This is a genomic window from Streptomyces sp. NPDC057253, assembly GCF_042669125.1.
In the GTDB taxonomy this organism is placed as follows: Bacteria; Actinomycetota; Actinomycetes; order Streptomycetales; family Streptomycetaceae; genus Streptomyces.
Genome location: NZ_JBHUXV010000046.1, coordinates 1 through 26,169, shown reverse-complemented (window position 1 = coordinate 26,169; position 26,169 = coordinate 1). Strand labels below are relative to the sequence as shown.

Here is a 26,169-nt window from a genome sequence, read left to right as displayed (position 1 = left end):
TGGGTGCGTTGTGCGGTTTGAGGTGTTCTACGGCTTCACCGAGCGGTAGTAGCGGCGGGCGCCCTCGTGGAGGGGGACCGGGTCCGTGTAGATCGCTGTGCGTACGTCGACCAGCTGGGCGGAGTGGACGTCGTGGCCGATGCCGTCCCTGCTCTTGATCACGGTCCGGGTGAGCCACTCGGTGAGCTCGGGGTCCATGTCCTTGCGGGTGATCAGCAGGTTGGAGACGGCCATCGTCGGTACCGTCGCGTTGTTCTGGACGGACGGGTACGCCGAGGCCGGCATGTTGGTGGCGCGGTAGTAGCGGGTGGGTTCGCCCTCCGCGTGCAGCTGCTCCACGAGGGACGGTTCGATCGGGACGAACCGGAACGCCGAGCGTTCTGCCAGGCGCTTCAGGCCGTCGGTGGGGAGGCCGCCGGACCAGAAGAACGCGTCGAGGCCGTGGCCGAGGAGTCTGGGGCCGGTGTCGATGCCGTAGGCCCTCGCTCGGATGTCCTTGGCGGGGTTGATGCCGGCGGCTTCGAGCACGCGGTTCGCTATCAGTCGTACGCCGGAGTCGGGGACGCCGATGGAGACGCGCTTGCCCTTGAGGTCCTGCACGGTCCGGATGTCCGAGTCGGGCGGGACGACGAGCTGTACGTAGTCGTCGTAGAGGCGGGCCAGTCCGCGGAGCTGGTCGGCGCCGGTGTCGTGGTTCTGCTGGTACGTCTCGACCGCGTCGGCCGCGGCGATGGCGAAGTCGGACTTTCCCATGGCCACGAGCTTGACGTTCTCCTGGGAGCCGGCGCTGTCCTCCAGTTTCACCTTCAGGTCGGGCATGTCCTTGTGGATCTCCTTGCGGAGGAGGTTGCCGTACTTCTGGTAGACGCCGGCGCGGGTGCCGGTGCTGAAGGTGATCGTGCCGCTCGGGGGGGTCTCGCCGAGGGGGAGCAGCCACCAGAGGATCAGGGCGAGCGCCACGAGGGTGGCGGCCGCCGTCTGGAGCGCTTGGCGGCGGCTGAGGTGGAGGGGGAGGCGGAGACGGGGACGGAGACGGGGGAGCGGCTGGGGCATGGCGGTGATCCTGCCAGGGGGTGTGGGGGGCTGGCCAGGGGTGGTTGTTTGTCCGCGGCGTGGTGGGGGCGGGCGTTTTTGCGCAGTTCCCCGCGCCCCTGGAGGCCTGCGGCGGCCCGCTCGTCCTCGGTGGGGGCTTGTGTAGCGCGTGCGGTTCGGTGGGTGGGTCGGGGCCGGGGTGGGGGGTATCCGTCCTCGGTCCGGCGGCTCGGCCGATCTATAGGGGCCCGGTTCCGGACGCCGGCCGCTGCGGGCGGACACCCCCCACCCCGTCCCCTTAACGCCGTACGCGTCTGCACGAGCGTCCAGATGACCCACCCAGGGGCGCGGGGAACTGCGCGACCAGCCCCCACACACCCGCACCCGCCCGGCAACAGGACCCGGCACCCGAGTAGGCGCCCGGCCAAGCCCAGCGCAGCGGGGGCGCGGGGAACTGCGCGACCAGCCACAACGGACCCGCACCCGCCCGATGACAGGACCCGACACCCCCCTAGGCGCCCGGCCCAAGCCCAGCGCAGCTAAGTCGTGCGGGCTGTCAGGCGGCTTACCTTCCGGGTGGTCTCGCGGGCCGCGCGCTCCGCCTCGGCGAGGGCCTTGGAGACGGAGCGGCTGTGGGTCTCGGCTTCCTGCTGTGCGCGCTCGGCTCGTTGGTACTCCTCGCTCGCCTGTCGCAGCTCCTCCTCGATGGCGGACATTCGGAGGCGGGCCTGTTCGGTGTGCTCGCGCGCCCTCTGGTGTTCGGCCTCGGCCTCCGCCTGCCGTGCGCGTTCTTCCCGCAGCCGCCGCTCGGCCGCCTCGGCTTCCTCCTGCGCCCGGGTCAGCTCCTCCTGGCGGGCGCGGCGACGCTCGGCCAGCTCGTCCTTGGACCTGCGTGCGGGAGCGCGCGTGCTCGGCGTCCTGGCCGGCGGTGCGGTGCCGGGGCCGAAGTCCGTCGGTGGGGTGAGGACGGTGACCAGGCGGCCGCCCGCCCACTGATCGGCCGCGTCCGGATCGGCGAGTACGGCACGCAGGGTCTCCTCGACGCCCTGCTGGGCCGGCTCCGAGAGCCCGTGCCCGGCGTCGCGGGCGAGCTGGGCGGCCTGGCGGGACAGCGCGGAGACGACACGGCGGCGTTGCGCGGAGAGGTCTTTGAGTCCGTCGGCGTCCAAGGCCTGGAAGGCCTCGCGCAGTGTCTGTCCCAGTTCCAGGAACTGTCTGCTCTCCTCCGGCTGGGAACGCAGCAGGAGATTGGCGGCCCAGGCCGCGAGCGTCGGGCGGCGGGCCGCGTGGATCCGGCGGGCGTCATCCGCTCGGCCGGCCGTCCTCGCGGCCGCGGCCAGCGTCTCCCGTCGGGCGACGAAATCGGTCGGCGGCGTGACGTACAGCTCGTCGAGGACGGCTTCCACGTCGTGCTCCACGTCGTGGTCCGGGTCGCTTCGGCGGCCTTTGCGCGCGTTCACCCTCCGGTCCGTCCTCGTCTGCCTCGATGCGTCGGCGCTCTGCCCCCACGATCAGCTTGCGCCGCGCGTCATCGATCCGCACGCTCGCCGGCTCCCCGCCCCGGTATGCGGATGACCGCCTTGCCGGAGGTCAGGTCCACCGTGGACCTGGGAGGCGCTCCGTCCTCCTCGTCGTCGCGGAGCACCAGCGCGCTCTGGCGTTCCTTGAGTTCGTTCTGCTTGCCGGGGGACAGGGCCGCGTGGAGCTCTTCGAAGCCGGTCGAGGAGATCTGGCCTCCGCGGGCCGCGTTGCGCCAGGGGAGTACGCCGGCCCGGCCCGCGCGCAGGAGGAGTTGGTCGAGGAAGGCCAGGAGTGTGAGAAGCACCACCAGACCCGGCAGGGTCATGAAGAAAACGAACTGCACAGGCGCTCCCCGGGGGTGTGGACCATCGACCCCCCACCCTGCCCGTGCCGAACCGTTTGTCACAATGGCGGGACGCTTGTGCGTTCGTTCACAAACGGCCAGACCGTCGACGTACTCCCACCGAAGGTGACCCGTGGACCTCAAGACAGCTTCCGCCATCCGACGCCTCCGCCTGGTCTCCGCTCCCGAGGCGATCTCGTTCCTGCTCCTGCTCGTCTGCTCGGTGCTGAAGCGGACCACGGACTTCAACGCCGTGCCGGTGATGGGCATGGTCCACGGCGTCCTGTTCATCATCTATCTCATCTTCTGGCTCGATGCCTGGTTCCGCACCAAGTGGTCCGCGAAGACCGGTATCTGGTACTTCGTCCTCTCCGTGCTGCCCACGGGCGGCTTCTTCGCCGAGCGCAAGCTCAAGCGCGAGTCCGAGGACGCGGTCATCGCCTCCCGTGCCCGCCAGGAAGGAATCGTGAACGCATGATCGTCGCCTTCTCCGTGACTCCGTTGGGGGTCGGCGAGGACGTGGGGGAGTACGTCGCCGACGCGGTGCGGGTCGTCCGTGAGTCGGGTCTGCCGAACCGGACCGACGCCATGTTCACCTCGATCGAGGGGGACTGGGACGAGGTCATGGACGTCGTCAGGCGTGCCGTCGCCGCCGTGGAGGCACGGGCGCCGCGGGTGTCCCTCGTCCTCAAGGCGGACATCCGTCCCGGCGTGACGGACGGTCTGACGTCCAAGGTCGAGACGGTGGAGCGGCATCTCGCCGATTGACGTGCCGCACACGTGAACCCCGGCCCGCGCGGGCCGGGGTTTTCTCGTGCCTCGTGATTGAGCGATCGCTCAAAAGGGTGTACGTTCCTGTTCCGAGGATTTGAGCAGTCGCTCAAACACCGGGCTCACCTGGGGGAATGAAATGGGGCTCTATATCGAGGCACGCATCCGTGCCGATCTCGACGACCTCTGGACCCGGACACAGGACCCGTCCCAGCACCAGCGCTGGGACCTCCGCTTCACCCGGATCCACTACCTCCCGCGCGCGGAGGGCGAACCGCAGCGCTTCCGGTACGCCACGCGCGTGCTGCCCGGTCTCACCGTCGCCGGCACCGGCGTCTCCGCGGGCGAGCGCGAACGCCCCGACGGCACCCGCACCTCCGCCCTGCGCTTCTCCTCCCCGCACCCGCTCTCGCTCCTCGCGGAGGGCAGCGGCTACTGGCGCTACCTCCCGGACGCCGAGGGCGTCACCTTCCTCACCGGCTACGACTACCGCCCCCGCTGGGGACGCCTCGGCGCGGTCGCCGACCGGCTGCTCTTCCGCCCCCTGATGGGCTGGGCGACGGCCTGGTCCTTCGACCGTCTGCGCCTGTGGCTCGAACGCGGCATCACCCCCGAGCGGGCGCTCCGCAACTGGCTGGCCGAACTGCTGGTGCGCGCCCTCGTCGTCACCCTCGGCTGCACCGGCCTCGGCCAGGAACGGTTCCTGCGGCTCTTCGGCCCGCTGGCCGCGTCCATGGCGTACGTGTGGCCGCTGCTGCTCGCCGTCGTGATCTCGCTGGCCCTGTTCATGGCGCCCCTGCCGGGCACCCCCGCGGCCCGCCGCTGTCTGCGTCAGCCGCCCGCACGCGTGCGTGCCCCGCGTGTCCTGCGCACCCTGGAGACCCCGCGATGACCTCGATCTTCCGCACGGTGATGGGCGCCGACTTCGACCGTCTCCACCCCCGGCTCCAGCGCCGCTTCTCGGTGGGTCTGACGAGTGGTGAGGCCTGTACTGGCCATGGCGTGATGGACCGTGTCTGGCACGGCGGGGCCTTCGTGAAGCCCTTCCTCGCCCTTGGCGCGACCCGCAACATCCTCGTGCCGCGACCGGGCCGGAACGTGCCCTTCGTGATCGAGAACGTGCCCTACGTGGACACCTACGGCCGTGAGACGGTGAGCTTCGTGCGCACCTTCCACCTGCCCGGACGCCCCCGCCGCTTCGACGCCCAGATGGTGCTCAGCCCCAAGGGCGACCGCATCCTCGACTACCTCGGCACCCACCAGCACCTCGCCAGCGAGCTCCACTTCCACGCCGAGCCCGACGGCTCGCTGCTGATCCGTTCCGGGGAACACCGGTTCCGGGAGGGCGTGGTGGACGTGCGGGTGCCCGAGCTGATCGGCGCGACGGCGGAGGTGAGGGAGTCGTACGACGACGAGGCGGGCCGTTTCCGCATCCGGGTCCAGGTCGTCAACCGCCACTTCGGCCCGCTCTTCGGCTACGAGGGCTCCTTCGAGGCGACGTACACCGACATCGCGGCCTGCGGGGTCCGCCCCGGCCTGCGCCCCGTGCGTGAGGAGGCCCGCGCGTGAGCCCGGAGAGCGCCAAGGCCCTGGAGACGAAGACCAAGCTCCTCGACGGCGCCCTGCGGACCCTCACCGAGCAGGGCATCGCCAAGACGTCCGCCCGTACGGTGGCCGCGGCCGCCGGGGTCAACCAGGCCCTGGTCTTCTACCACTTCGGCTCGGTGGACGAACTCCTCGCGGCCGCCTGCCGCTACGGCGCCGAACGCGCGGTGGCCCGCTACCGCGCCCGTCTCGCCGCGGTGACCTCGCTGTCCGAACTCCTCGCGGTGGGACGACAGGTGCACGAGGAGGAACGGGCCGGAGGACATGTGGCCCTCCTCGGCCAGCTCCTGGCCGGCGCCCAGACCCACCCCACCCTCGGCCCGGCCACCGCGGCCGGCCTGGAACTGTGGATCGCCGAGATCGAGCAGGTCCTCACCAGGGTCCTCGCGGCCACGCCCTTCGGCGAGTTCGCCGACCCGGCGGGGCTGGCGCGGGCCGTGGCCGCGTCCTTCGTGGGCATCGAGCTGTACGAAGGGGTCGACGCAATCGGCGCCACGGCGGCCCTGGACGCCCTGGAACAACTCGGCACGCTGGTCGCTGCGCTGGAGGACCTGGGTCCGGTTGCCCAGCGAGCAGTACGGCACCACCTCAGAAGGACCGGCCGCCGCTGACTCCGTCCCGGGCGCCTAGGGGGGTGCCGGGTGCGGTTGTGGGGCGGGTGCGGGTGACTGGGGGCTGGTCGCGCAGTTCCCCGCGCCCCTAGGGGGTTGCAGTCACGCGCGCCACAACGAACCCGTCAGCCGCGCGCGCCCGCCCCCACCGGACCGTTGGCCGCGGACGGCGTGAAGGGGACGGGGTGGGGGGTGTCCGCCCGCAGCGGCCGGCGTCCGGAACCGAGCACCACTCGATGGACCGAGCCGCCGGACCGAGGACGGATACCCCCCACCCCGGCACCGACCCCAAACCGCGCCACCGCGCTACCCCGCCCCCACCGGACCGCAACGGGCCGCCGCAGGCATCTCAGGGGCGCGGGGAACTGCGCAAAAACGCCCGCCCCCACCGAACCCGCACCCGCGCCCGCCCGAAAGGCGAGACGGTGCTGACCACGATGTGACCGGCCGGTAAGGTCGATGCCGTGCCGAAGCCGCTCAGTCTTCCCTTCGACCCCATCGCCCGCGCCGACGAACTCTGGAAGCAGCGCTGGGGAAACGTGCCGTCCATGGCCGCGATCACCTCGATCATGCGCGCACAGCAGATCCTGCTCGGCGAGGTCGACGCGGTGGTCAAGCCGTACGGGCTGACGTTCGCGCGGTACGAGGCGCTGGTGCTGCTCAACTTCGCCAAGGCGGGCGAGCTGCCGATGTCGAAGATCGGCGAGCGGCTCATGGTCCACCCCACGTCGGTCACCAACACCGTGGACCGCCTGGTCAGGTCCGGCCTGGTCGACAAGCGCCCCAACCCCAACGACGGCCGCGGCACCCTCGCCTCCATCACGGACAAGGGCCGCGAGGTCGTCGAGGCCGCCACCCGCGACCTCATGGCGATGGACTTCGGCCTCGGCGTCTACGACGCGGAGGAGTGCGCGGAGATCTTCGCGATGCTGCGCCCGCTGAGGGTGGCGGCGCGGGACTTCGACGAGGAGTGACCCGAAGGAAGATCGCCCGGAACGCGTGGTTACGCTCATAGGCATGAAAAAGAGCGTGCTGACCCGCTACCGCGTCATGGCCTACGTCACCGGTGTGCTGCTGGTCCTGCTGACCCTCGGCGTGATCGCGAAGTACCTGCTCAAGATCGACGGCGCCGACAGCTTCACGACGGCCGTGGGTATCGCACACGGCTGGCTGTACGTGGTCTACCTGGTCTTCGCCTTCGACCTGGGCTCCAAGGCCAAGTGGCCGGTCGCCAAGCAGCTGTGGGTCCTGCTCGCCGGGACGATCCCCACGGCCGCCTTCTTCGTGGAGCGCAAGGTCAGCCGCGAGCTGGAGGCCCGTGTCACGGACGGGGCTCCGGCGCCCGTCAAGGCGTAACCCTCACCGTCGTACGGCATGCGTGCGGCGGTTGCCCTTCGGTATTTACTTGGACGTCCTAGTAAACTGCGAGGGTATGAACCCTGACGCCATCGAAGACGGCCGCCGGCGCTGGCAGGCTCGGTACGACTCCTCGCGGAAGCGGGAGGGGGACTTCGGCACGCTGTCCGGGGAGGCCTTGGACGCGGTGTACGGGCCTCGGCCGGGGGACGTCTACGAGGGGTTCGAGCGGATCGGGTGGCCGGGGGAGTTTCCGTTCACGCGGGGGCTGTACGCGACCGGCTACCGCGGGCGGACCTGGACCATCCGGCAGTTCGCCGGGTTCGGGAACGCCCGGCAGACCAACGAGCGGTACCGGAAGATCCTGGCCGCGGGCGGCGGCGGGCTCTCCGTCGCCTTCGACATGCCGACCCTCATGGGCCGCGACTCCGACGACCCCCGCTCACTCGGCGAGGTCGGCCACTGCGGGGTCGCGATCGACTCGGCCGCCGACATGGAGGTCCTGTTCCGGGACATCCCGCTCGGTGACGTGACGACGTCCATGACCATCAGCGGGCCCGCCGTCCCCGTCTTCTGCATGTACCTCGTCGCCGCCGAACGCCAGGGCGTCGACCCCGCCGTCCTCAACGGCACGCTCCAGACGGACATCTTCAAGGAGTACATCGCGCAGAAGGAGTGGCTCTTCCAGCCGGAGCCGCACCTGCGCCTCATCGGCGACCTGATGGAGTACTGCGCGGCGGGCATCCCCGCCTACAAACCCCTGTCCGTCTCCGGGTACCACATCCGCGAGGCCGGTTCGACGGCGGCGCAGGAGCTGGCGTACACGCTCGCGGACGGCTTCGCCTACGTGGAGCTGGGGCTCTCGCGCGGCCTGGACGTGGACGTCTTCGCCCCCGGCCTCTCCTTCTTCTTCGACGCCCACGTCGACTTCTTCGAGGAGATCGCCAAGTTCCGCGCGGCGCGGCGCATTTGGGCCCGCTGGATGCGGGACGTGTACGGGGCCCGCTCCGAGAAGGCCCAGTGGCTGCGCTTCCACACCCAGACCGCCGGGGTCTCGCTGACCGCGCAGCAGCCGTACAACAACGTCGTCCGTACGGCCGTCGAGGCGCTGGCGGCCGTCCTGGGCGGCACCAACTCCCTGCACACCAACGCCCTGGACGAGACCCTCGCGCTCCCCTCCGAGCAGGCCGCGGAGATCGCGCTGCGCACCCAGCAGGTGCTCATGGAGGAGACCGGGGTGGCCAACGTGGCGGATCCGCTGGGCGGTTCCTGGCTCGTCGAGCAGCTGACGGACCGGATCGAGGCGGACGCCGAGAAGATCTTCGAGCAGATCAAGGAGCGGGGCCTGAGGGCGCACCCCGACGGCCGGCACCCGGTCGGACCCGTCACGTCCGGGATCCTGCGGGGCATCGAGGACGGCTGGTTCACCGGCGAGATCGCTGAGGCGGCCTTCCGCTATCAACAGGCCCTGGAGAAGGGCGAGAAGAGGGTCGTCGGTGTCAACGTCCACCACGGTTCGGTCACCGGCGACCTGGAGATCCTGCGGGTGAGCCACGAGGTGGAGCGCGAGCAGGTGCGGGTGCTCACCGGGCGGCGGGCGGAGCGGGACGAGACCGCCGTACGAACGGCCCTGGACGGCATGCTCGTCGCCGCCCGTGACGGGTCCAACATGATCGAGCCGATGCTGACCGCCGTCCGCGCGGAGGCCACCCTGGGGGAGATCTGCGGGGCGCTGCGGGAGGAGTGGGGCGGGTACACGGAGCCGCCGGGGTTCTGAGGGCGACGGCGCCGGACCTACTCCGAGGACGCCCCCGCCAGGCCCGTCAGCAGCACCTGGGTGAAGCCGTGCACCCATGCCTGGTCCGCCGGTTCCGCGCTGACCAGGGTGCGGTGGACCACCGCACCCGCGACCATGTCGAAGATCAGGTCGACCGTGCGGGCCGCCTCCCCGGGGTCCTTCTCCGGCGGCAGCTCACCGCGGGCCTGGGCGCGTTCGCGGCCCTCCAGGACCAGTCGTTTCTGGCGGTCGACGATCGACGAGCGGATGCGCTCGCGCAGCGCGTCGTCGCGGCAGGACTCCGCGACCACCGCCATCAGCCCGTTCTTGGCCTCGGGGCGCGCCAGGATCGCCGCGAACTGGAGGACCACGCCCTCGATGTCGTCGGCCAGGGTGCCGCAGTCGGGGAGTTCCAGTTCGTCGAAGAGTTCGGCCACCGCGTCGACGACGAGTTCGTTCTTGCCGGCCCAGCGGCGGTAGAGGGTGGTTTTGGCGACGCCGGCACGGGTAGCCACGTCTCCCAGCGTCAGCTTCGACCAGCCCAGCTCCACCAGCGCGTCGCGCGTCGCGTCGAGGATCGCGGTGTCCGCGGCGGCGCTGCGCGGGCGTCCTGTGGCGCGGGGGGCGGGGGTGCGGCTCTGCATCCCCCGACCATAACGGGCGGTTCCTGTGTCGCAGTGAGGGAGATCACCGGGATGGGGTACCGGGTAGGCACCCAGTGCCATTACGCTACGACTCGTAGCGAAAGCTCGCGGCGGACGTACGCGAGTGACGGCACGCACGGCGTGGGGTGGGGACCCGGCGCTCGGGCCGCGCTGCACGACCGGCTTTCACTTCGCTTTTCACACACGCGCGTGTACGGGGGAGGATAGGCGCATGCAGCCACGGAACATGTCCATGAGCGGAGTCGTCGACCTCGCCGCGGTGAAGGCGGCCCAGGAGGCCAAGGCGAAGGCGGAGCAGGCGCGCGCCGAAGCCGCCCGGCAGGGCGGCGGTACGGGGGCCGTCTCCCCGGCCGATCTCGTCATCGACGTCGACGAGGCCGGGTTCGAGCGCGATGTCCTCCAGCGGTCCACCGAGGTCCCGGTCGTCATCGACTTCTGGGCCGAGTGGTGCGAGCCCTGCAAGCAGCTGAGCCCGGTCCTCGAGCAGCTCGTCGTCGAGTACGGCGGCCGCCTGCTCCTCGCCAAGATCGACGTCGACGCCAACCAGATGCTGATGCAGCAGTTCGGGGTGCAGGGCATCCCGGCCGTCTTCGCCGTCGTCGCCGGGCAGGCCCTGCCGCTCTTCCAGGGCGCGGCCGGCAAGGAGCAGATCCAGCAGACCCTGGACCAGCTGGTGCAGGTCGCCGAACAGCGCTTCGGGCTCACCGGTCTCACGGTCGACCCGGACGCCGTGCCGGGCGGCGGCGCCGGGGCCCAGCCGGCCGCCGCGGTGCCGGCCGGGCCGTACGACGCGCTCCTCGAAGCCGCCGTACGCGCCCTGGACGCAGGGGACTTCGGCGGTGCCGTCCAGGCCTACAAGAACGTGCTGAGCGACGACCCGGGCAACTCGGAGGCCAAACTGGGGCTCGCGCAGGCCGAGTTGCTCCAGCGGGTGCAGAGCCTGGACCCGCAGCAGACCCGCAAGGACGCGGCCGAGAAGCCGGGCGACGTGCCGGCGCAGATCGCCGCCGCCGACCTGGATCTGGTGGGCGGTCATGTCGAGGACGCGTTCGGGCGGCTCATCGACACCGTGCGGCGCACCGCGGGTGACGAGCGGGACACCGTACGAATTCGGCTACTTGAGCTCTTCGAGGTCGTCGGCGCCGACGACCCGCGGGTGTCGGCGGCCCGCCGGGCCCTGTCCCGCGCGCTGTTCTGAGGGCCGGTCCGAGCGGGGCGCGAGCCCGGTTCTGACCAGTCGCTAAACACCCCGGCATGTGATGCCGGAGTGAAAGATTTGCCGCCAGATGGTCACTGCGGCCGCGCTTTACCAAAACTTGGTAATCGCGGCCGCTGTTACTTCCAGTAAGTCAGGGCCGTTGATCTGTCGGATTCTGTCCATCGATCAACTGCTTTGTCCTCCCCTTCTCTGCCACCCAGCGTCGCCGACCGAGACCAGTGGGTCGTTGTTCGGTTATCCGGCCGTTACTACCGAGTAACGAAGCCCCTTGTGCGGGCGGCGAGAATGCACCACGATCGGCGACGCTCGGTCCTTTCCCGTACCCCGACAGCCGGTCGGGCGCAGGGGTTCCCTGGGTCCCCACCGAGCAGAACCGGCGGCAGGTGCGCCGGTTCTTGGACAGGGGGGTCTTCGCCCAACCGGGCGGAGCCTGTCCAGCAAGGTTGTGCGTGATGCGTGTCAGGCGCGACCAGTGGTTGTCGCTCGGGGGTGATCGCCGGTGATCGGTGCGCGGTTCGCGCCTCCGAAGGCAGGCGCTCTCCTTCCCGAGGACGTAGCACTTCTCCCATCCCTGCCCGGCTGAGCCGTCCTTTCGAGAGGGCAGTCAGGGCCAGGAGATGTACGTCCGAGAAGGAGGAAATATGGAGTCCCAGGTGCGTGGCGGGACCAGATGGAAGCGGTTCGCTGTGGTCATGGTGCCCAGCGTCGCCGCGGCCGCGGCGGTGGGCGTCGGGCTTGCGCAGGGTGCGCTCGCCGCGTCGTTCAGCGTCTCCGGCCAGCAGTTCAAGGTGTCGGCGGCTGAGCTGCACGGCACGGGCTTCGCTCAGTACGGCGGTATAGACACCGTCTACAAGCAGGTCGACGGCAAGGAAAAGACCCAGGTGCCGGTCGCGATCTCGTCGTTCGACGACGCGACCATCAGCAAGATGTGCCAGTCGGTCAAGACCACCATCCCCCTCATCAACAAGACGTTCTACCTGCGTCTTGACGCGGGTGGTGGCAAGACGCCGGTCTCGGCCCACAACCTCTACATCGACGTCGCTGACCTCCAGGCCAATGCGGAGTTCACGAACATCGACATCGGCGTCGCGGTCAAGGACAAGACCCGCGGTCCCGACGTGAAGGCCGGCGAGAACGTGCTGCCGGGCGGCTTCGCCCAGCAGGCGGAGAAGGCCGACCTCTACGACGTCAAGCAGACGGCCTGGGCGACCACGGCCGGCACGTTCAAGCTGAGCGGTCTGTCGATGAAGCTCGGCACGGACGCCGACATGGAGTGCTACTGACGGCTCCGGTCACCGGGGTGTCCTGAGGGCGGCTGAGCCGTCCTCAGGGGGCGGTGGAGCGTTCGCTCCTCCGCCCCCGCCCGGGCCGACGGTGCCACGGGCACCCGTACAGACTCAGAACTTCCGGCTTCACCCGCCTACGGCCGAGCCGGTACGAACTTCCACCGGACCCAGGGAGCTTTTTCCATGAGTGCCGAGACTCCGGACCAGAGCGTCGGGACCTTCACCCGGCTGCGTCTGCGCTTCCGTGACTGGCGGGGCCGCCGGCCGTTCTGGGCAGGTCTGTTCACCCTGCTCGGCGGGGTGCCGATCGCCTACTTCCCTTACGCCACACTCAAGTTGGGCACCATGTCGATCGCCATGGCGACGACGGCGGGTGCCGGCTCCCTCATCATCGGCGTACTCCTGGTCACGCTGGGCCTGACGATGTGGTTCCAGCAGGCCACCCGCGTCTTCGCCGGTGTCGCCGCCATCGTCCTCGCCCTGGTGTCCCTCGTGGTCTCCAACATCGGCGGCTTCATCCTCGGCTTCCTGTTCGCCCTGATCGGTGGCGCGCTGGCGGTCTCCTGGGCGCCCGGAGAGCCGCCCCGGCGGCAGCCGCTGGACGAGCACGGGACGCAGGGCGACGCCCCCCAGGCCGCCGACTCCGACACCGCCCTCCTCCGGCCGGTGACGGACGAGCCCGCGCCCTACGAGGCGCCGGAGTCCGACCGTGACGCGTCGGCGGAGCGTACGCCCGAGAACGCCTGGGCCGGTGGCGAGGACGCGAGCGGGGGGTCCCGTGTCGGCTGAGAACCTTCAGGGCGAGGGCTCCGCGGCCGCCGCGGAGGTCAGAACCGGGCCTCGGCACGCGGCGCCCAAGAAGCCGCTGTTCAACAGGTTCCACATGCCGGCCGGCAAGGCGATAGCCATGGCGGCCATGCCCACCGCCGTACTCATGGGCATCGGGTTCACGCCGACGCTCGCCCTGGCCGACGACACGCCGACCGCCAAGAGCCTGACGGCGGACGAGTACAAGGACTGCATCGCGGCCCTGGACGACAGCGCCTCCCCGTCCGCGTCGGCGAGCCCCTCGGACGACTCCACCGCGACTCCGTCCCCCTCGGCCTCCGCCGACTCGGGATCGGGCTCCGGCTCGGGCGGGTCCTCTTCGTCGGATTCAGGTTCCGACGACAAGGCCACGCCGACGCCGTCCCCCTCCGCCTCCGCGAGCAAGGAGACGAGCAAGGAGGAGAGCGGCTCCGCCGGCACGGACTCGGGCTCCGCCACCGCGACGCCGTCCCCCTCCGCCTCCGCGAGCGACGACGGCAACCTCCTGACGGACATCGGCGACGCGATCACCGGGATCTTCACCGGCGGCAAGACCTCGTCGGACGCGGCCACCGGGGAGCCGAGCGCCACCCCGACGCCGACCCCGTCCGCATCCGCCTCGCAGGGCGCCTCGGACCCCGTCAAGGAGACCACCGACAAGGTCACCGACACGGTCGAGGACACCGTGAAGGACACCACCGACACGGCGTCCAAGGCGGCTGAGGACACCGGCAAGGCCGTCGAGGACACCACCAAGGCGGCGGCCGACGCGACGGCTTCCCCGAGCCCCTCGGCGAGCTCCTCCACCGACCCCGAGGACTGCCCGGTCGCCACGGACGAGGTGGGCGACACCGAGCCCGGTGTGACCGTGGCGGACAACGCCTGGACCCTGAAGGCCAGTTCGCTGCTCCTCAAGGGCGCCGACTACCAGGGCATCGTCAAGGTCAAGACCGCGAGCGGCAAGACCAAGAAGGTCCTGAAGTACGTCATCTCCGGCGGCACCGACATCGGTGACCTCCACCAGATCGTCACCGAGCACGGCAAGACGTACCACGTGCAGGCCGGCAAGGGCACGACGTCCACGATCACCGACGGCAAGACGACGATGTACACCGAGAGCATCTCCGGCAACCTGCTCGGGCTGATCCCGATCACGTTCAGCCCGGACAACCCGCCCCCGCTGAACATCCCCCTGATCTACTTCACCAACGTGACGGTCCAGCAGGCCGGGCAGTACGGCGGCACCCTGCACGTCCCCGGGATGCACCAGTACACCGACGGCTGACCGACACTCCCACGACCCGTCCGGGAGCCGCACAGGCTGAGGGCGCCCCCTGCCACAGGGGGCGCCCTCGGTGCCGTACGGGAAAGGCGGGAAGGTGCTACTGCGTCGCGCCGCCGATGTGGTGCACCCGCAGCATGTTCGTCGTGCCCGGGACGCCGGGGGGCGAGCCCGCGGTGATGATGACGATCTCGCCCGGGTTGAAGCGGTTGATCTTGGCGATCTCCTGGTCGACCATGTCGACCATCTCGTCCGTGGTGTTCACGAACGGCACCACGTGGGACTCCACGCCCCAGCTGAGCGCCAGTTGGTTGCGGGTGTTCTCGTCCGTGGTGAAGGCGATGATCGGCTGCTGCGCGCGGTAGCGCGACAGCCGGCGGGCGGTGTCGCCGGACTGGGTGAAGGCCACCAGGCCGCGGCCGCCGAGGAAGTCGGCGATCTCGCAGGCCGCACGGGCCACCGAACCACCCTGCGTACGCGGCTTCTTGCCGGGCACGAGGGGCTGGAGGCCCTTGCTGAGCAGCTCCTCCTCGGCCGCGGAGACGATCTTCGACATCGTCTTGACGGTCTCGATCGGGTAGGCGCCGACCGAGGACTCCGCGGACAGCATCACCGCGTCCGCGCCGTCCAGGATCGCGTTGGCCACGTCGGAGGCCTCGGCGCGCGTGGGACGGGAGTTGGTGATCATCGACTCCATCATCTGGGTCGCCACGATCACCGGCTTGGCGTTGCGGCGGCACAGTTCGATGAGGCGCTTCTGCACCATCGGGACCTTCTCGAGCGGGTACTCGACGGCGAGGTCGCCGCGGGCCACCATGACGGCGTCGAACGCCATCACGACACCCTCCATGTTGTCCACCGCCTGCGGCTTCTCCACCTTGGCGATGACGGGGACCCGGCGGCCCTCCTCGTCCATCACCTTGTGGACGTCGTAGACGTCCTTGGCGTCCCGCACGAAGGACAGCGCGACCATGTCGCAGCCCATGCGCAGCGCGAAGCGGAGGTCCTCGACGTCCTTCTCGCTCAGCGCGGGGACGTTGACCGCCGCGCCGGGGAGGTTGATGCCCTTGTGGTCGGAGACGACACCGCCCTCGATGACGATCGTCTTGACCTTGGGGCCCTCGACCGAGGTGACCTTCAGCTCGACATTGCCGTCGTTGATGAGGATCGGGTCGCCCTTGGCGACGTCACCGGGCAGGCCCTTGTAGGTCGTCCCGCAGATGTGCTTGTCACCGGGGACGTCCTCGGTGGTGATGACGAACTCGTCACCGCGCTCCAGCTCGACCGGCCCCTCGGCGAAGGTCTCCAGGCGGATCTTCGGGCCCTGGAGGTCGGCGAGGACACCGATGGCCCGGCCGGTCTCCTTGGCGGCGGCACGGACGCGGTCGTACCGCCCCTGGTGCTCGGCGTGCGAGCCGTGGCTGAAGTTGAAGCGGGCCACGTTCATGCCGGCTTCGATCAGCGAGACCAGCATCTCGTGGGAGTCGACCGCGGGGCCGAGAGTACAGACGATTTTCGAACGGCGCATGGGGCGATCCTATCGGTTTGTTTCGCCTCGGAATATTCCGTCTTGCGGAAGACGCATATGAGGGGAGGGGTGCTCAGTTGTCTCCGACCAGTGCGTAAGTCTGAGTCGCGATTTCCAATTCTTCGTCGGTCGGGACCACCGCGATGGTTACTCGCGAGTTCGCCCGCGAGATCACCCGCGGTCCGTCCGCGCGTACGGCGTTCAGCTCCGGGTCGAGAAGCAGTCCCAGCTCCTCCAGGCCCGCCACGGCGGCCTCCCGCACCGGCGCCGCGTTCTCCCCGACGCCCGCCGTGAACGCGATCGCGTCCACCCGGCCGAGCACCGCGTAATAGGCGCCGATGTACTTCTTCAAGCGATGAATGTAGATGTCGAAAGCGAGCTTCGCCTGTTCATCGCCCTCGTCGATCCGGCGGCCGATCTCCCGCATGTCGTTGTCCCCGCACAACCCGATCAACCCGCTCTTCTTGTTGAGAAGAGTGTCGATCTCGTCCGTGGACATTTTGCCAACACGCATCAAATGGAAGATGACGGCCGGGTCCATGTCACCGGAGCGCGTACCCATCACGAGCCCCTCCAAAGGGGTCAGTCCCATGGAGGTGTCCACGCACCGCCCACCCCGCACGGCCGAGGCGGACGCGCCGTTGCCGAGGTGCAGCACGATCACGTTCACGTCCTCGGGCGCTCTGCCGAGCAGCTTCGCCGTCGCCCGGGACACGTACGCGTGCGAGGTGCCGTGGAAGCCGTAGCGCCGGATGCGGTGGGCGTCGGCGGTCTCCACGTCGATCGCGTACCGCGCGGCCGACTCCGGCATCGTGGTGTGGAACGCGGTGTCGAACACGGCGACCTGGGGCAGGTCCGGGCGCAGCGCCCGCGCGGTGCGGATGCCGGTGAGGTTGGCCGGATTGTGCAGCGGGGCGACCGGGATGAGCCGCTCGATCTCGGCGAGCACGGTCTCGTCGATCACGGTCGGCTCGGTGAAGAACTTCCCGCCGTGCACCACGCGGTGGCCGATGGCGGCCAGCTCGGGGGAGTCCAGCCCCAGCCCGTCCTTCGCCAGCTCCTCCGCCACGGCCTTCAGCGCGGCGTCGTGATCCGGGATCGGTCCGGTCCACTCCCGGGACCCGCCGCCCCGGGGGCTGTGCCTGAGCCGGGAGGACTGCTCCCCGATCCGCTCGACCAGCCCCTGCGCGAGCCTGCCACTGTCCCGCATGTCGAGCAGCTGGTACTTCACCGACGAGGAGCCGGAGTTGAGGACGAGGACGCGGGAGGCGCTCACAGCCGGGATGCCTTCTCAGTAGGGTTCTGGGCCTGGATCGCCGTGATGGCGACGGTGTTGACGATGTCCGAGACCAGGGCGCCCCGGGACAGGTCGTTGACGGGCTTGCGCAGGCCCTGGAGCACCGGACCGACGGCGATCGCGCCGGCCGAACGCTGCACGGCCTTGTAGGTGTTGTTGCCGGTGTTGAGGTCCGGGAAGATCAGCACCGTGGCCTGCCCGGCCACGTCCGACTCCGGCAGCTTGGTCTCCGCGACGGTCGGCTCGACCGCGGCGTCGTACTGGATCGGCCCCTCGATCTTGAGGTCGGGCCGGTGGGAGCGCACCAGCTCGGTGGCCTCGCGCACCTTGTCGACGTCGGCGCCGGAGCCCGACGTACCGGTGGAGTACGACAGCATCGCGATCCGCGGCTCCACCCCGAACTGCTCGGCGGTCGCCGCCGACTGGACGGCGATGTCGGCGAGCTGCACGGCGTCCGGGTCGGGGTTGACCGCGCAGTCGCCGTAGACCAGCACCTTGTCGGCGAGGCACATGAAGAAGACGCTGCTCACGATCGAGGCGTCCGGCTTGGTCTTGATGATCTCGAAGGCCGGACGGATGGTGGCCGCCGTGGAGTGCACGGAACCCGACACCATGCCGTCGGCGAGCCCCTCCTGGACCATCAGCGTGCCGAAGTAGTTCACGTCCGAGACGACATCGTAGGCCAGCTCGACCGTGACGCCCTTGTGGGCCCGAAGCGCCGCGTACTTCTCGGCGAAGGAGTCGCGCAGCTCGCTGGTCGCCGGGTCGATCAGTTGGCAGTCGCCGAGGTCGATGCCGAGGTCGGCGGCCTTCTTGCGGATCTGGTCGACCGGGCCGAGCAGGGTGAGGTCGCAGACCCCGCGGCGCAGCAGCACCTCGGCGGCGTGCAGGACGCGCGGCTCGGTGCCCTCGGGCAGCACGACCCTGCGCCTGTCGGAGCGGGCCGTCTCCAGGAGCTGGTGCTCGAACATCATCGGGGTGAGGCGGTCGCTGCTCGGCGCGGAGACCCGGCGGGCGAGCTCGGCGGTGTCGGCGTACCGCTCGAAGAGCCCGAGCGCGGTCTCCGCCTTGCGCGGGGTGGCCGCGCTCAGCTTCCCCTCCAGCGCGGAGAGTTCGGCGGCGGTGGGGAAGCTGTTGCCCGCCACCGAGAGCACCGGGGTGCCGGGGGCCAGGCGCGCGGCGAGGGTGAGGATCTCGTCGCCCGGCACCTCGTTCAGGGTGAGCAGCACACCGGCTATCGGCGGGGTCCCGGCGCTGTGCGCGGCGAGCGAGCCGACCACCAGGTCCGCGCGGTCGCCCGGGGTGACCACCAGGCAGCCCGGGGTCAGCGCGTTCAGGACGTTCGGCAGCATCGCGCCGCCGAAGACGAAGTCCAGCGCGTCCCGGGCGAGCCCGGAGTCGTCGCCCAGGATCACCCTGGCGCCGAGGGCCTGTCCGATCTGGGCGACGGTGGGCGCGGCGAGCGCGGGTTCGTCCGGTACGACGTAACAGGGCACCGGTAGCCGGCCGGAAAGCCGCTCGGCGATCTCGTCCCGGTCCTCGCGGACCACCCGGTTGGTGACCATGGCGAGCACGTCACAGCCGAGGCCGTCGTAGGCCCGGTAGGCGTTGCGGGTCTCCGCGAGCACCGACTCGGCGGGCTGCTTGCGGCCGCCCACGACCGGGATCACCGAGGCGCCGAACTCGTTGGCGAGCCGGGCGTTGAGGGAGAGCTCGTCCGGGAGCTGGGTGTCGGCGAAGTCGGTGCCGAGGACCAGGACGACGTCGTACTCGCGGGCCACCAGGTGGAAGCGCTCGACCAGGGTGGAGACCAGCTCGTCGGTGCCGCGCTCGGCCTGGAGCGCGGAGGCCTCGTGGTAGTCGAGGCCGTAGACGGTGGCCGGGTCCTGGGAGAGCCGGTAGCGGGCGCGCAGCAGTTCGAAGAGCCGGTCGGGGCTGTGGTGCACCAGCGGCCGGAACACCCCCACCCGGTCGACCTGGCGGGTCAGCAGCTCCATGACCCCCAGCTCGACGACCTGGCGGCCGTCACCGCGGTCGATCCCGGTCACGTACACGCTGCGGGTCACGCGTGATCTCCCTCTCTCGCACAGGCAGGAAAACAGGACATGAAAATCGCCCACCGAGGTGAGCGGAAACCCTCTTGACAGTACCCCGGTCGATGGATAAGGCGCCCGTCAGTACGGGATGCGACGGTGCTCTCGGGGACGTGAAACAATCGGACCTGGCTCACCGGTATCCACAGCGAGCAGGAGACACAGCACGATGCGCATCGGAGTTCTCACCGCAGGCGGCGACTGCCCGGGTCTGAACGCAGTGATCCGGTCGGTCGTGCACCGAGCGGTCGACCACTACGGCGACGAGGTGATCGGCTTCGAGGACGGCTACTCCGGCCTGCTCGACGGCCGCTACCGCGCCCTCGACCTGGACAGCGTCAGCGGCATCCTGGCCCGGGGCGGCACCATCCTCGGCTCCTCCCGCCTGGAGCGCAACCGGCTGCGCGAGGCCTGCGAGAGCGCCTCCGACATGATCCACGAGTTCGGCATCGACGCGCTGATCCCGATCGGCGGCGAGGGCACGCTCACCGCCGCCCGCATGCTGTTCGACGCCGGGCTCCCGGTCGTCGGCGTGCCGAAGACGATCGACAACGACATCTCCTCCACCGACCGCACCTTCGGCTTCGACACCGCGGTCGGTGTCGCCACCGAGGCCATGGACCGCCTCAAGACCACCGCCGAGTCCCACCAGCGCGTGATGGTCGTCGAGGTCATGGGCCGGCACGCGGGCTGGATCGCCCTGGAGTCCGGCATGGCCGCCGGCGCCCACGGCATCTGCCTGCCCGAGCGCCCCTTCGATCCGGCCGACCTGGTCAAGATGGTCGAGGAGCGCTTCGCCCGCGGCAAGAAGTTCGCCGTGGTCTGCGTCGCCGAGGGCGCCCACCCCGCCGAGGGCACCATGGACTACGGCACGGGCGAGATCGACAAGTTCGGCCACGAGCGCTTCCAGGGCATCGGCACGGCGCTGGCGTACGAGCTGGAGCGCCGGCTCGGCAAGGAGGCCAAGCCGGTCATCCTCGGCCATGTGCAGCGCGGTGGCGTCCCGACCGCCTACGACCGTGTCCTCGCCACCCGCTTCGGCTGGTACGCGGTGGAGGCCGCGCACCGGGGCGAGTTCGGGCGGATGACCGCGCTCAAGGGCACCGACATCGTGATGGTGCCGCTCGCGCAGGCGGTCACCGAGCTGAAGACGGTCCCGAAGGACCGGATGGACGAGGCGGAGTCGGTCTTCTAGGCGGTCCCGCGTCGTGGGTCGCCGGTTGCCGGTTGCCGGTTGCCGGTTGCCGGTCTTCGGATCGAGGCCGTCGAGGGGCTTCTACGGCCGTCCCTCGACCGCCTCCCAGAAGCGCTCCACGATCTCGTCCAGGAACTCCTGGCCGGCCTCGCCGGAGTGCTCCCCGCCGCCGCCCCAGCTCAGGGTGGACACCATCTGCCCCTGGTACTGCCGGTGCAGCTCCTGGAGGGTGTCCTCCACCAGGTGCCGGTCCAGGGGCACGATCTTGGCGACCTGCCGGACGTAGGCCTGCCAGCGCGTGTTGACTGCGCCGCGCAGACATTCGGCGAGCCGCTTCTCCCGTCCGGTGACGGTGACGAAGTCCGGCAGGGTCAGCTCCAGCAGCTCGGCGAGTGCGGTGGACTGGCGGTCGGTGCCGCGCCACTCGTCGTGCTCCTCCATGCTCAGGTAGGCGAGCAGTTCGAGGCCGACGGCACGGGCCACGTCCTCGGGGGCGATGCCGCGGGCGACGCGGTGTTCGCGCAGGGTGCGGGGGCGGCCGATGAGTTCGCCGGGGGAGCACCACAACACGCCCGCGAGAGCGGTGAGTTCCGGACTGGTGGGGCACACGATCCCGCGCTCCCAGGCGAGGACGAGATCCGGGGTGACGTAGGGGAGTCCGTACGAGACGCGCAGCCCGTAGGCCACGTGCTCGGGGCCCATGTCGAGGGCGACACGGAGTCTGCGGGCGGTGAGGTGGTCGAAGGGGGGTCCGGGCTGGTTCGGGAGAGCTGGGGGTCGGCGCACGGCCCACAAGCTAGGGAAGTGCGCGGCCGGTGACTACGGTCTGTTCGGCCAGGAACACGGATTGTAGGAATCTACGGTTTCGACCGTGGGTTCGGGCTGGCTGAAGATCGTCTGTCGGTGGCGCGGGGGTGGTGGCGAGGATGGCGCCGGGGGTCCGTGCGGGTGGCCGGAAAGAGGCGTGATCTTCGTGTACGAAGTGAATGGCAAGGTAGAGGGGCATATTCGCGAGCGGTTGCTGGCGCCGAACTTCTGGCATCTCGCGACGGTCGGTCCGGACGGGGCGCCGCAGGTCTCGCCCATGTGGGCGGATCTCGAAGGTGAGTACGTCATGGTCAACACGGCGATCGGGCGGGTGAAGGAGGAAAACCTGCGGCGCAATCCGAACGTTTCCCTCTCCCACCACGACCCCGACAACCCCTACGACCGCGTCGAGATCCGGGGCCGGGTGGTCCGCTTCGTGGAGGGCGAGGAGGCGGCCCACTCCATGGACCGCCTCACCCGCAAGTACATCGGCGAGGACCGGTACCCGTGGCTCCTACCGGGCGAACGCCGGGTAATGCTGCTGATCGAGCCGGTGCGGGTACGGAGGGTGGTGGGAGTGGAGCCGTTCCGCCCTGGGGTGCTGCCGGAGGAGTGAGTGTGAGGCGGGGCTCCTGGGGAGGGGCGTCCGCGATCCCATCGGGTGCGACGGCCGAGAGCGGGCGCAGGGGCCGCCGTGATGTGCCGGCCAGGGCGGGCGGGCCGTGGAGCCGTTCCGTCCCGGGGTGCTGCCGGAGGGGTGAGCGGGCCTGGCGGTGGGGTGGCGGGGATCCGGGGCGGGGCGTCGGGGGTCGCCCCTTTCACCGGGCCTCGCCGGACCATCGACTGATGCTGACGGAGGCCGGCATCCGGTCCGGGGTGAGCAGCGGGATGAACGGGACGCCGTGCACGGTCAGGTCTCACTGGCCCTTGACCCACCGGTACTGGAGCTCCGGCCGGCCGACCGTGCCGTACTGCGGACTGCGGGCCGCCCGGCCCGCGTCGACCAGATGCTCCAGATAACGGCGGGCGGTGATCCGGGAGATGCCGACCACCTCGGCGAGGCCGGTCGCCGTCAGGCCCTCCGCGCGGTCCCGCAGGGCGAGCGTCACGCGCTCCAGGGTGGGCGCGCTGAGGCCCTTGGGCAGGGCGGCCGGGCCCGGTGCGCGGAGCGTGGCCAGCGCGCGGTCGACCTCGTCCTGACCGCTCGCCTCGCCGGCCGCCGCGTGGAACTCGGCGTAGCGGACGAGGCGGTCGCGCAGGGTCGCGAAGGTGAACGGCTTCAGCACGTACTGCACGACACCGAGCGAGACGCCCTCCCTGACGACCGTCAGGTCCCGGGCCGACGTCACCGCTATCACGTCCGCCTGATGCCCGGCCGCGCGCAACTGCCGGGCCAGCTGCAACCCGTGCCCGTCCGGCAGGTGCAGATCGAGAAGCAGCAGGTCGACGGCGGTACGGTCCAGGAGCCGCCGGGCCTCGGCGCCGGTGTGGGCCTTGCCGACGGCCACGAAGCCGGGGACCCGGTTGACGTACATGACATGCGCATCGGCGGCAACCGGATCGTCCTCGACGACCAGGACACGGATGGCCTGCTGACCGGTCACACATCACCTCCGGAAACCGTGGAACTGCCGGGGACGGTAGCGGTGTCGGGGGGTGGGGGGTCCTGGGGGGTGGGGGAGGTGCGGGGGACCGCGGGGTGCTCCGAGGCCGCCGCACCGTCGGAAACGGGCGCGTCGGCCGGGGTCGTAGCGTGTTCGGAGTCCCCCGGGTCGGTGCCCAAGGGGAGTCGGACCTCGAACTCGGCGCCGCCCTCCGCCGCCTCCGCCACCGTCAGCGTGCCCTTGCGGCGGGTGACTGCCTGGCGGACCAGGGCGAGGCCCAGGCCGCGGCCGCCCGGGCCCGCCGGCTTCGTGGAGAAGCCGCGCTGGAAGACCGCCTCGGCGTGGGCGGGGTCGACGCCCGACCCGCTGTCGGAGACCCGCAGGACCAGCCCGTGCCCTTCCGTGTAGGCCGTCACCGTCACCCGCGCCCGCACGCTCCCCTGCGCGGCGTCCACCGCGTTGTCGATGAGGTTGCCGAGGATCGTCACCAGGTCCCGGGCCGGGAGCGAGTCCGGCAGCAGGCCGTCGTCGAGCCGGCTGTCCTCGGACACCACCAGCTCCACACCCCGCTCGTTCGCCTGCGCGGTCTTGCCCAGCAGAAGGGCGGCGAGGACGGGTTCACCCACCGCCGCCACCACCTGGTCCGTCAGCGTCTGCGCCAGCTCCAGTTCGGCGGTCGCGAAGTCCACCGCCTGTTCGGAGCGGCCCAGTTCGATCAGGGAGACCACGGTGTGCAGCCGGTTCGCCGCCTCGTGGGCCTGCGAGCGCAGCGCCTGCGTGAAGCCGCGCTCCGAGTCCAACTCGCCCATCAGTGACTGGAGTTCGGTGACATCGCGCAGGGTGACCACGGTCCCGCGCTGCTCCCCGCCGGAGACCGGCGAGGTGTTGACGACCAGCACCCGCGACGCCGTCAGATGCACCTCGTCCACCCGCGGCTCCGACGCCAGCAGCGCCCCCGTCAGCGGCACCGGCAGCCCGAGGTCCGCCACCGAACGGCCCACCACGTCACCGACGTCGAGCAGCTCCCGACCGCCGTCGTTGATCAGCGCCACCCGGTACTGCCCGTCCAGCATCAGCAGCCCCTCGCGCACGGCGTGCAGGGCGGCCTGGTGGTAGTCGTGCATACGGCTGAGCTCGGCCGCGTTCATGCCGTGGGTGTGCCGGCGCAGCCGGGCGTTGATGACGTACGTCCCGATGGCCCCGAGCGCGAGCGCGCCGCCCGCGACGACCAGCAGGGCGGTCAGCTGGCCCTGCACCCGCTTGCTGATCCTCTCGACCTGTATACCGGCGCTGACCAGGCCGATCACCCGATCTTTGTCGTCCTTGACCGGGGTCACGGCGCGCACGGAGTAGCCGAGGGTGCCCTTGTAGGTCTCGGTGAAGGTCTCGCCGTTGAGCGCGCGCTCGGTGTTGCCGAGGAAGTGCTTGCCGATCTGGTTCTTGTCGGGGTGGGTCCACCGGATGCCCTGCGGGCTCATGATCGTGACGAAGTCGACCTCGGTGTCGGCCATGACCCGCAGCGCGTAGGGCTGGAGTTCGGCCGACGGTTTCGCCGTCCCGATCGCCTCCCGCACGGACGGCGAGTCCGCGACCGCCCGCGCCACCGCCCTGGCCTGATCCCGTGCCGCGTCCTCGGCCTGGCCCCGGTCGCTGACGTACGTGAACAGCGCGTATCCCGCCACGAGCACGGCGATCAGCACGGCCTGCATGGCGAAGAGCTGAGCGGCGAGGCTGCGGGGTCTGGGTACGGCGGGGATACGCATGTCGTCAGTCTGCCTCCCTGGCTGATTGTGAACTAAATGAACGGAAGGGTGACCGCCCTCACAGGGCGCGACATAGTCACGGCATTCCTCTAAAAGCCCGGACGTGAGCCGCACGCCGGTCATGCCGACGACGACGTCAAGGAGGGCAGCCGTGGCCGCCAGCACCCCCGATACGGCACCCGCAGTCAAGAAGGACCGCACCCACTACCTGTACATCGCGGTGATCGTCGCGGTCGCCCTCGGTATCACCGTGGGTCTGGTCGCGCCCGACTTCGCGGTCGAGCTCAAGCCGATCGGCACCGGGTTCGTGAACCTGATCAAGATGATGATCTCGCCGATCATCTTCTGCACGATCGTGCTCGGTATCGGCTCGGTACGGAAGGCCGCCAAGGTCGGTGCCGTCGGCGGTATCGCCCTCGTCTACTTCATGATCATGTCGCTGGTCGCGCTGGGCATCGGCCTGGTGGTCGGCAACATCCTGGAGCCGGGCACCGGTCTCGCCGTCACCGACGCCATCAAGGACGCCGGTCACGCCCAGGTCGACGCCGAGGCCAAGGACACCACCGAGTTCCTGCTCGGCATCATCCCGACGACCTTCGTCTCCGCCTTCACCGAGGGCGAGGTCCTCCAGACCCTGCTCATCGCGCTCCTGTGCGGCTTCGCGCTCCAGGCCATGGGCTCCGCGGGCCAGCCGATCCTGCGCGGTGTCGAGCACATCCAGCGGCTCGTCTTCCGGGTCCTCGCCATGGTGATGTGGGCCGCCCCGATCGGCGCCTTCGGCGCGATGGCCGCCGTCGTCGGCTCCGCCGGTGTCGACGCCCTGAAGAGCCTCGCCGTGCTGATGCTCGGCTTCTACGTCACCTGTCTGCTGTTCGTCTTCATCGTGCTCGGCACGCTGCTGCGGATCGTCGCCGGCCTGAACATCCTCACCCTGTTCAAGTACCTCAGCCGTGAGTTCCTGCTGATCCTGTCGACCTCCTCCTCCGAGTCCGCGCTGCCGCGGGTCATCGCGAAGATGGAGCACCTGGGTGTCAGCAAGCCGGTGGTCGGCATCACCATCCCGACCGGCTACTCCTTCAACCTCGACGGCACCATGATCTACATGACCATGGCCTCGCTGTTCGTCGCCGACGCCATGGGCACCCCGATGGCCGTCAGCGAGCAGATCCCGCTGCTGCTGTTCCTGTTCGTCGCCTCGAAGGGCGCCGCCGGTGTCACCGGCGCCGGTCTCGCGACCCTGGCGGGCGGCCTCCAGTCGCACAAGCCCGCCCTGGTGGACGGCATCGGCCTGATCGTCGGCATCGACCGCTTCATGAGCGAGGCACGCGCCCTGACCAACTTCGCGGGCAACGCCGTCGCCACCGTCCTGATCGGCACCTGGACCAAGGAGATCGACCGCGAGCGGGTCGACCAGGTGCTCGCGGGGCACCTGCCCTTCGACGAGAAGACGCTCCTGGACCACGCCGACGACGACAGCGTGGCCGAGATCCCCGAGCAGGGCGGCGAGAAGGAGCTGGCCAAGGCCTGAGCGGCCCGCAGAGCAGGGCCGGGCCCGACCTGAACCCGGGCCCGGCTCACCCTCCCCGGGCGGCCGAGCACTCCCCCGT

Annotated in this window: 25 protein-coding genes; 15 read left to right on the top strand and 10 right to left on the bottom strand. The window is 70.3% G+C overall.

Annotated elements, in window-relative coordinates:
* Positions 1-27: 27 nt before the first annotated feature.
* The 3 genes from ACFULQ_RS24605 to ACFULQ_RS24595 form a co-directional block, all read right to left on the bottom strand.
* The gene (locus ACFULQ_RS24605) at positions 28-1,053 is read right to left on the bottom strand and encodes a TAXI family TRAP transporter solute-binding subunit (RefSeq protein ID WP_383547206.1); all 1,026 of its coding nucleotides are present in this window, start codon (positions 1,051-1,053) and stop codon (positions 28-30) included.
* Between the two features lie 518 nt (positions 1,054-1,571).
* Positions 1,572-2,492, bottom strand: a complete 921-nt coding sequence (locus ACFULQ_RS24600; RefSeq protein WP_383547205.1) for a hypothetical protein — start codon at positions 2,490-2,492, stop codon at positions 1,572-1,574.
* A 68-nt stretch (positions 2,493-2,560) separates the two neighbouring features.
* A complete protein-coding gene (locus tag ACFULQ_RS24595; protein ID WP_383547203.1) occupies positions 2,561-2,896 on the bottom strand; it encodes a DUF6191 domain-containing protein in 336 nt (111 codons plus the stop codon).
* A gap of 133 nt (positions 2,897-3,029) precedes the next feature.
* Between ACFULQ_RS24595 and ACFULQ_RS24590 the strand changes: the two genes are divergently transcribed.
* The 8 genes from ACFULQ_RS24590 (at position 3,030) to ACFULQ_RS24555 (ending at position 9,016) form a co-directional block, all read left to right on the top strand.
* Complete coding sequence (locus ACFULQ_RS24590; protein ID WP_383547201.1) at positions 3,030-3,374, top strand: DUF3817 domain-containing protein; 345 nt, start codon at positions 3,030-3,032, stop codon at positions 3,372-3,374.
* Positions 3,371-3,664, top strand: a complete 294-nt coding sequence (locus tag ACFULQ_RS24585) for an MTH1187 family thiamine-binding protein (protein WP_383547199.1) — start codon at positions 3,371-3,373, stop codon at positions 3,662-3,664. Before ACFULQ_RS24590 ends, ACFULQ_RS24585 begins: the two co-directional genes overlap by 4 nt.
* 142 nt (positions 3,665-3,806) lie before the next feature.
* The gene (locus ACFULQ_RS24580; protein WP_383547197.1) at positions 3,807-4,559 is read left to right on the top strand and encodes a hypothetical protein; all 753 of its coding nucleotides are present in this window, start codon (positions 3,807-3,809) and stop codon (positions 4,557-4,559) included.
* Positions 4,556-5,236, top strand: coding sequence for a DUF4166 domain-containing protein (locus ACFULQ_RS24575; protein WP_383547196.1), 681 nt, complete (start codon positions 4,556-4,558; stop codon positions 5,234-5,236). Before ACFULQ_RS24580 ends, ACFULQ_RS24575 begins: the two co-directional genes overlap by 4 nt.
* Positions 5,233-5,883 carry a TetR/AcrR family transcriptional regulator gene (locus tag ACFULQ_RS24570; RefSeq protein ID WP_383547194.1) on the top strand — a complete coding sequence of 217 codons (651 nt, stop codon included), beginning with the start codon at positions 5,233-5,235 and terminating at the stop codon, positions 5,881-5,883. The genes ACFULQ_RS24575 and ACFULQ_RS24570 overlap by 4 nt, the downstream gene beginning before the upstream one ends.
* A 464-nt stretch (positions 5,884-6,347) precedes the next feature.
* The gene (locus tag ACFULQ_RS24565) at positions 6,348-6,857 is read left to right on the top strand and encodes a MarR family transcriptional regulator (RefSeq protein ID WP_123763121.1); all 510 of its coding nucleotides are present in this window, start codon (positions 6,348-6,350) and stop codon (positions 6,855-6,857) included.
* A 43-nt stretch (positions 6,858-6,900) separates the two neighbouring features.
* A complete protein-coding gene (locus ACFULQ_RS24560; protein ID WP_383547192.1) occupies positions 6,901-7,239 on the top strand; it encodes a DUF3817 domain-containing protein in 339 nt (112 codons plus the stop codon).
* Positions 7,240-7,315: 76 nt separating this feature from the next.
* Positions 7,316-9,016: a methylmalonyl-CoA mutase gene (locus tag ACFULQ_RS24555; protein WP_383547190.1), complete on the top strand. Its 1,701-nt coding sequence runs from the start codon at positions 7,316-7,318 to the stop codon at positions 9,014-9,016.
* Between the two features lie 17 nt (positions 9,017-9,033).
* Here the strand turns inward: ACFULQ_RS24555 and ACFULQ_RS24550 are convergent, their stop codons facing one another.
* The gene (locus ACFULQ_RS24550) at positions 9,034-9,660 is read right to left on the bottom strand and encodes a TetR/AcrR family transcriptional regulator (RefSeq protein WP_383547188.1); all 627 of its coding nucleotides are present in this window, start codon (positions 9,658-9,660) and stop codon (positions 9,034-9,036) included.
* Between the two features lie 232 nt (positions 9,661-9,892).
* Here ACFULQ_RS24550 and ACFULQ_RS24545 point away from each other — a divergent pair, with 232 nt between their 5' ends.
* The 4 genes from ACFULQ_RS24545 to ACFULQ_RS24530 all read left to right on the top strand — a co-directional run bounded on the left by ACFULQ_RS24545 (position 9,893) and on the right by ACFULQ_RS24530 (position 14,278).
* Positions 9,893-10,879: a tetratricopeptide repeat protein gene (locus ACFULQ_RS24545; RefSeq protein ID WP_383547186.1), complete on the top strand. Its 987-nt coding sequence runs from the start codon at positions 9,893-9,895 to the stop codon at positions 10,877-10,879.
* 662 nt (positions 10,880-11,541) lie between these two features.
* The gene (locus ACFULQ_RS24540) at positions 11,542-12,183 is read left to right on the top strand and encodes a DUF6230 family protein (protein WP_330264403.1); all 642 of its coding nucleotides are present in this window, start codon (positions 11,542-11,544) and stop codon (positions 12,181-12,183) included.
* A 186-nt stretch (positions 12,184-12,369) separates the two neighbouring features.
* A complete protein-coding gene (locus ACFULQ_RS24535) occupies positions 12,370-12,975 on the top strand; it encodes a DUF6114 domain-containing protein (protein ID WP_383547184.1) in 606 nt (201 codons plus the stop codon).
* Positions 12,965-14,278 (top strand): hypothetical protein, encoded by a 1,314-nt coding sequence (locus tag ACFULQ_RS24530; RefSeq protein ID WP_383547183.1) that lies wholly within the window; start codon positions 12,965-12,967, stop codon positions 14,276-14,278. The genes ACFULQ_RS24535 and ACFULQ_RS24530 overlap by 11 nt, the downstream gene beginning before the upstream one ends.
* Positions 14,279-14,375: 97 nt before the next feature.
* On the opposite strand, the gene pyk is transcribed toward ACFULQ_RS24530, so the two are convergent.
* From pyk to pta, 3 genes are all read right to left on the bottom strand, one after another.
* A complete protein-coding gene (gene pyk, locus ACFULQ_RS24525) occupies positions 14,376-15,803 on the bottom strand; it encodes a pyruvate kinase (RefSeq protein WP_383547181.1) in 1,428 nt (475 codons plus the stop codon).
* A 73-nt stretch (positions 15,804-15,876) separates the two neighbouring features.
* The gene (locus tag ACFULQ_RS24520; RefSeq protein WP_383547180.1) at positions 15,877-17,079 is read right to left on the bottom strand and encodes an acetate kinase; all 1,203 of its coding nucleotides are present in this window, start codon (positions 17,077-17,079) and stop codon (positions 15,877-15,879) included.
* Positions 17,076-19,166: a phosphate acetyltransferase gene (gene pta, locus ACFULQ_RS24515; RefSeq protein WP_383547179.1), complete on the bottom strand. Its 2,091-nt coding sequence runs from the start codon at positions 19,164-19,166 to the stop codon at positions 17,076-17,078. The genes ACFULQ_RS24520 and pta overlap by 4 nt, the downstream gene beginning before the upstream one ends.
* A 196-nt stretch (positions 19,167-19,362) precedes the next feature.
* Here pta and ACFULQ_RS24510 point away from each other — a divergent pair, with 196 nt between their 5' ends.
* Positions 19,363-20,388 carry an ATP-dependent 6-phosphofructokinase gene (locus ACFULQ_RS24510; protein ID WP_383547177.1) on the top strand — a complete coding sequence of 342 codons (1,026 nt, stop codon included), beginning with the start codon at positions 19,363-19,365 and terminating at the stop codon, positions 20,386-20,388.
* An 81-nt stretch (positions 20,389-20,469) separates the two neighbouring features.
* Here the strand turns inward: ACFULQ_RS24510 and ACFULQ_RS24505 are convergent, their stop codons facing one another.
* Entirely contained in the window at positions 20,470-21,174 is a 705-nt protein-coding gene (locus ACFULQ_RS24505; protein WP_383547175.1) for a helix-turn-helix domain-containing protein, read from the bottom strand.
* 178 nt (positions 21,175-21,352) lie between these two features.
* Between ACFULQ_RS24505 and ACFULQ_RS24500 the strand changes: the two genes are divergently transcribed.
* Positions 21,353-21,811, top strand: coding sequence for a PPOX class F420-dependent oxidoreductase (locus ACFULQ_RS24500; RefSeq protein ID WP_383547174.1), 459 nt, complete (start codon positions 21,353-21,355; stop codon positions 21,809-21,811).
* Positions 21,812-22,112: 301 nt separating this feature from the next.
* Here the strand turns inward: ACFULQ_RS24500 and ACFULQ_RS24495 are convergent, their stop codons facing one another.
* Together ACFULQ_RS24495 and ACFULQ_RS24490 are read right to left on the bottom strand one after the other, a co-directional pair.
* On the bottom strand, positions 22,113-22,799 hold the full coding sequence (locus ACFULQ_RS24495) for a response regulator (RefSeq protein WP_383547172.1): 687 nt from the start codon (positions 22,797-22,799) through the stop codon (positions 22,113-22,115).
* On the bottom strand, positions 22,796-24,562 hold the full coding sequence (locus tag ACFULQ_RS24490) for an ATP-binding protein (RefSeq protein WP_383547170.1): 1,767 nt from the start codon (positions 24,560-24,562) through the stop codon (positions 22,796-22,798). The genes ACFULQ_RS24495 and ACFULQ_RS24490 overlap by 4 nt, the downstream gene beginning before the upstream one ends.
* Positions 24,563-24,683: 121 nt before the next feature.
* On the opposite strand from ACFULQ_RS24490, the gene ACFULQ_RS24485 reads away from it, so the two are divergent.
* Positions 24,684-26,090, top strand: coding sequence for a cation:dicarboxylate symporter family transporter (locus tag ACFULQ_RS24485; RefSeq protein ID WP_383547258.1), 1,407 nt, complete (start codon positions 24,684-24,686; stop codon positions 26,088-26,090).
* Positions 26,091-26,169 lie beyond the last annotated feature (79 nt).

Excerpts from the sequence above, each read along its gene's own strand:
- ACFULQ_RS24605 (WP_383547206.1), bottom strand. The coding sequence starts at position 1,053 with ATGCCCCAGCCGCTCCCCCGTCTCCGTCCCCGTCTCCGCCTCCCCCTC.
- ACFULQ_RS24585 (WP_383547199.1), top strand. The coding sequence starts at position 3,371 with ATGATCGTCGCCTTCTCCGTGACTCCGTTGGGGGTCGGCGAGGACGTG.
- ACFULQ_RS24580 (WP_383547197.1), top strand. The coding sequence starts at position 3,807 with ATGGGGCTCTATATCGAGGCACGCATCCGTGCCGATCTCGACGACCTC.
- ACFULQ_RS24575 (WP_383547196.1), top strand. The coding sequence starts at position 4,556 with ATGACCTCGATCTTCCGCACGGTGATGGGCGCCGACTTCGACCGTCTC.
- ACFULQ_RS24560 (WP_383547192.1), top strand. The coding sequence starts at position 6,901 with ATGAAAAAGAGCGTGCTGACCCGCTACCGCGTCATGGCCTACGTCACC.
- ACFULQ_RS24555 (WP_383547190.1), top strand. The coding sequence starts at position 7,316 with ATGAACCCTGACGCCATCGAAGACGGCCGCCGGCGCTGGCAGGCTCGG.
- ACFULQ_RS24550 (WP_383547188.1), bottom strand. The coding sequence starts at position 9,660 with ATGCAGAGCCGCACCCCCGCCCCCCGCGCCACAGGACGCCCGCGCAGC.
- ACFULQ_RS24545 (WP_383547186.1), top strand. The coding sequence starts at position 9,893 with ATGCAGCCACGGAACATGTCCATGAGCGGAGTCGTCGACCTCGCCGCG.
- ACFULQ_RS24540 (WP_330264403.1), top strand. The coding sequence starts at position 11,542 with ATGGAGTCCCAGGTGCGTGGCGGGACCAGATGGAAGCGGTTCGCTGTG.
- ACFULQ_RS24535 (WP_383547184.1), top strand. The coding sequence starts at position 12,370 with ATGAGTGCCGAGACTCCGGACCAGAGCGTCGGGACCTTCACCCGGCTG.
- pyk (WP_383547181.1), bottom strand. The coding sequence starts at position 15,803 with ATGCGCCGTTCGAAAATCGTCTGTACTCTCGGCCCCGCGGTCGACTCC.
- ACFULQ_RS24510 (WP_383547177.1), top strand. The coding sequence starts at position 19,363 with ATGCGCATCGGAGTTCTCACCGCAGGCGGCGACTGCCCGGGTCTGAAC.
- ACFULQ_RS24490 (WP_383547170.1), bottom strand. The coding sequence starts at position 24,562 with ATGCGTATCCCCGCCGTACCCAGACCCCGCAGCCTCGCCGCTCAGCTC.
- ACFULQ_RS24485 (WP_383547258.1), top strand. The coding sequence starts at position 24,684 with ATGCCGACGACGACGTCAAGGAGGGCAGCCGTGGCCGCCAGCACCCCC.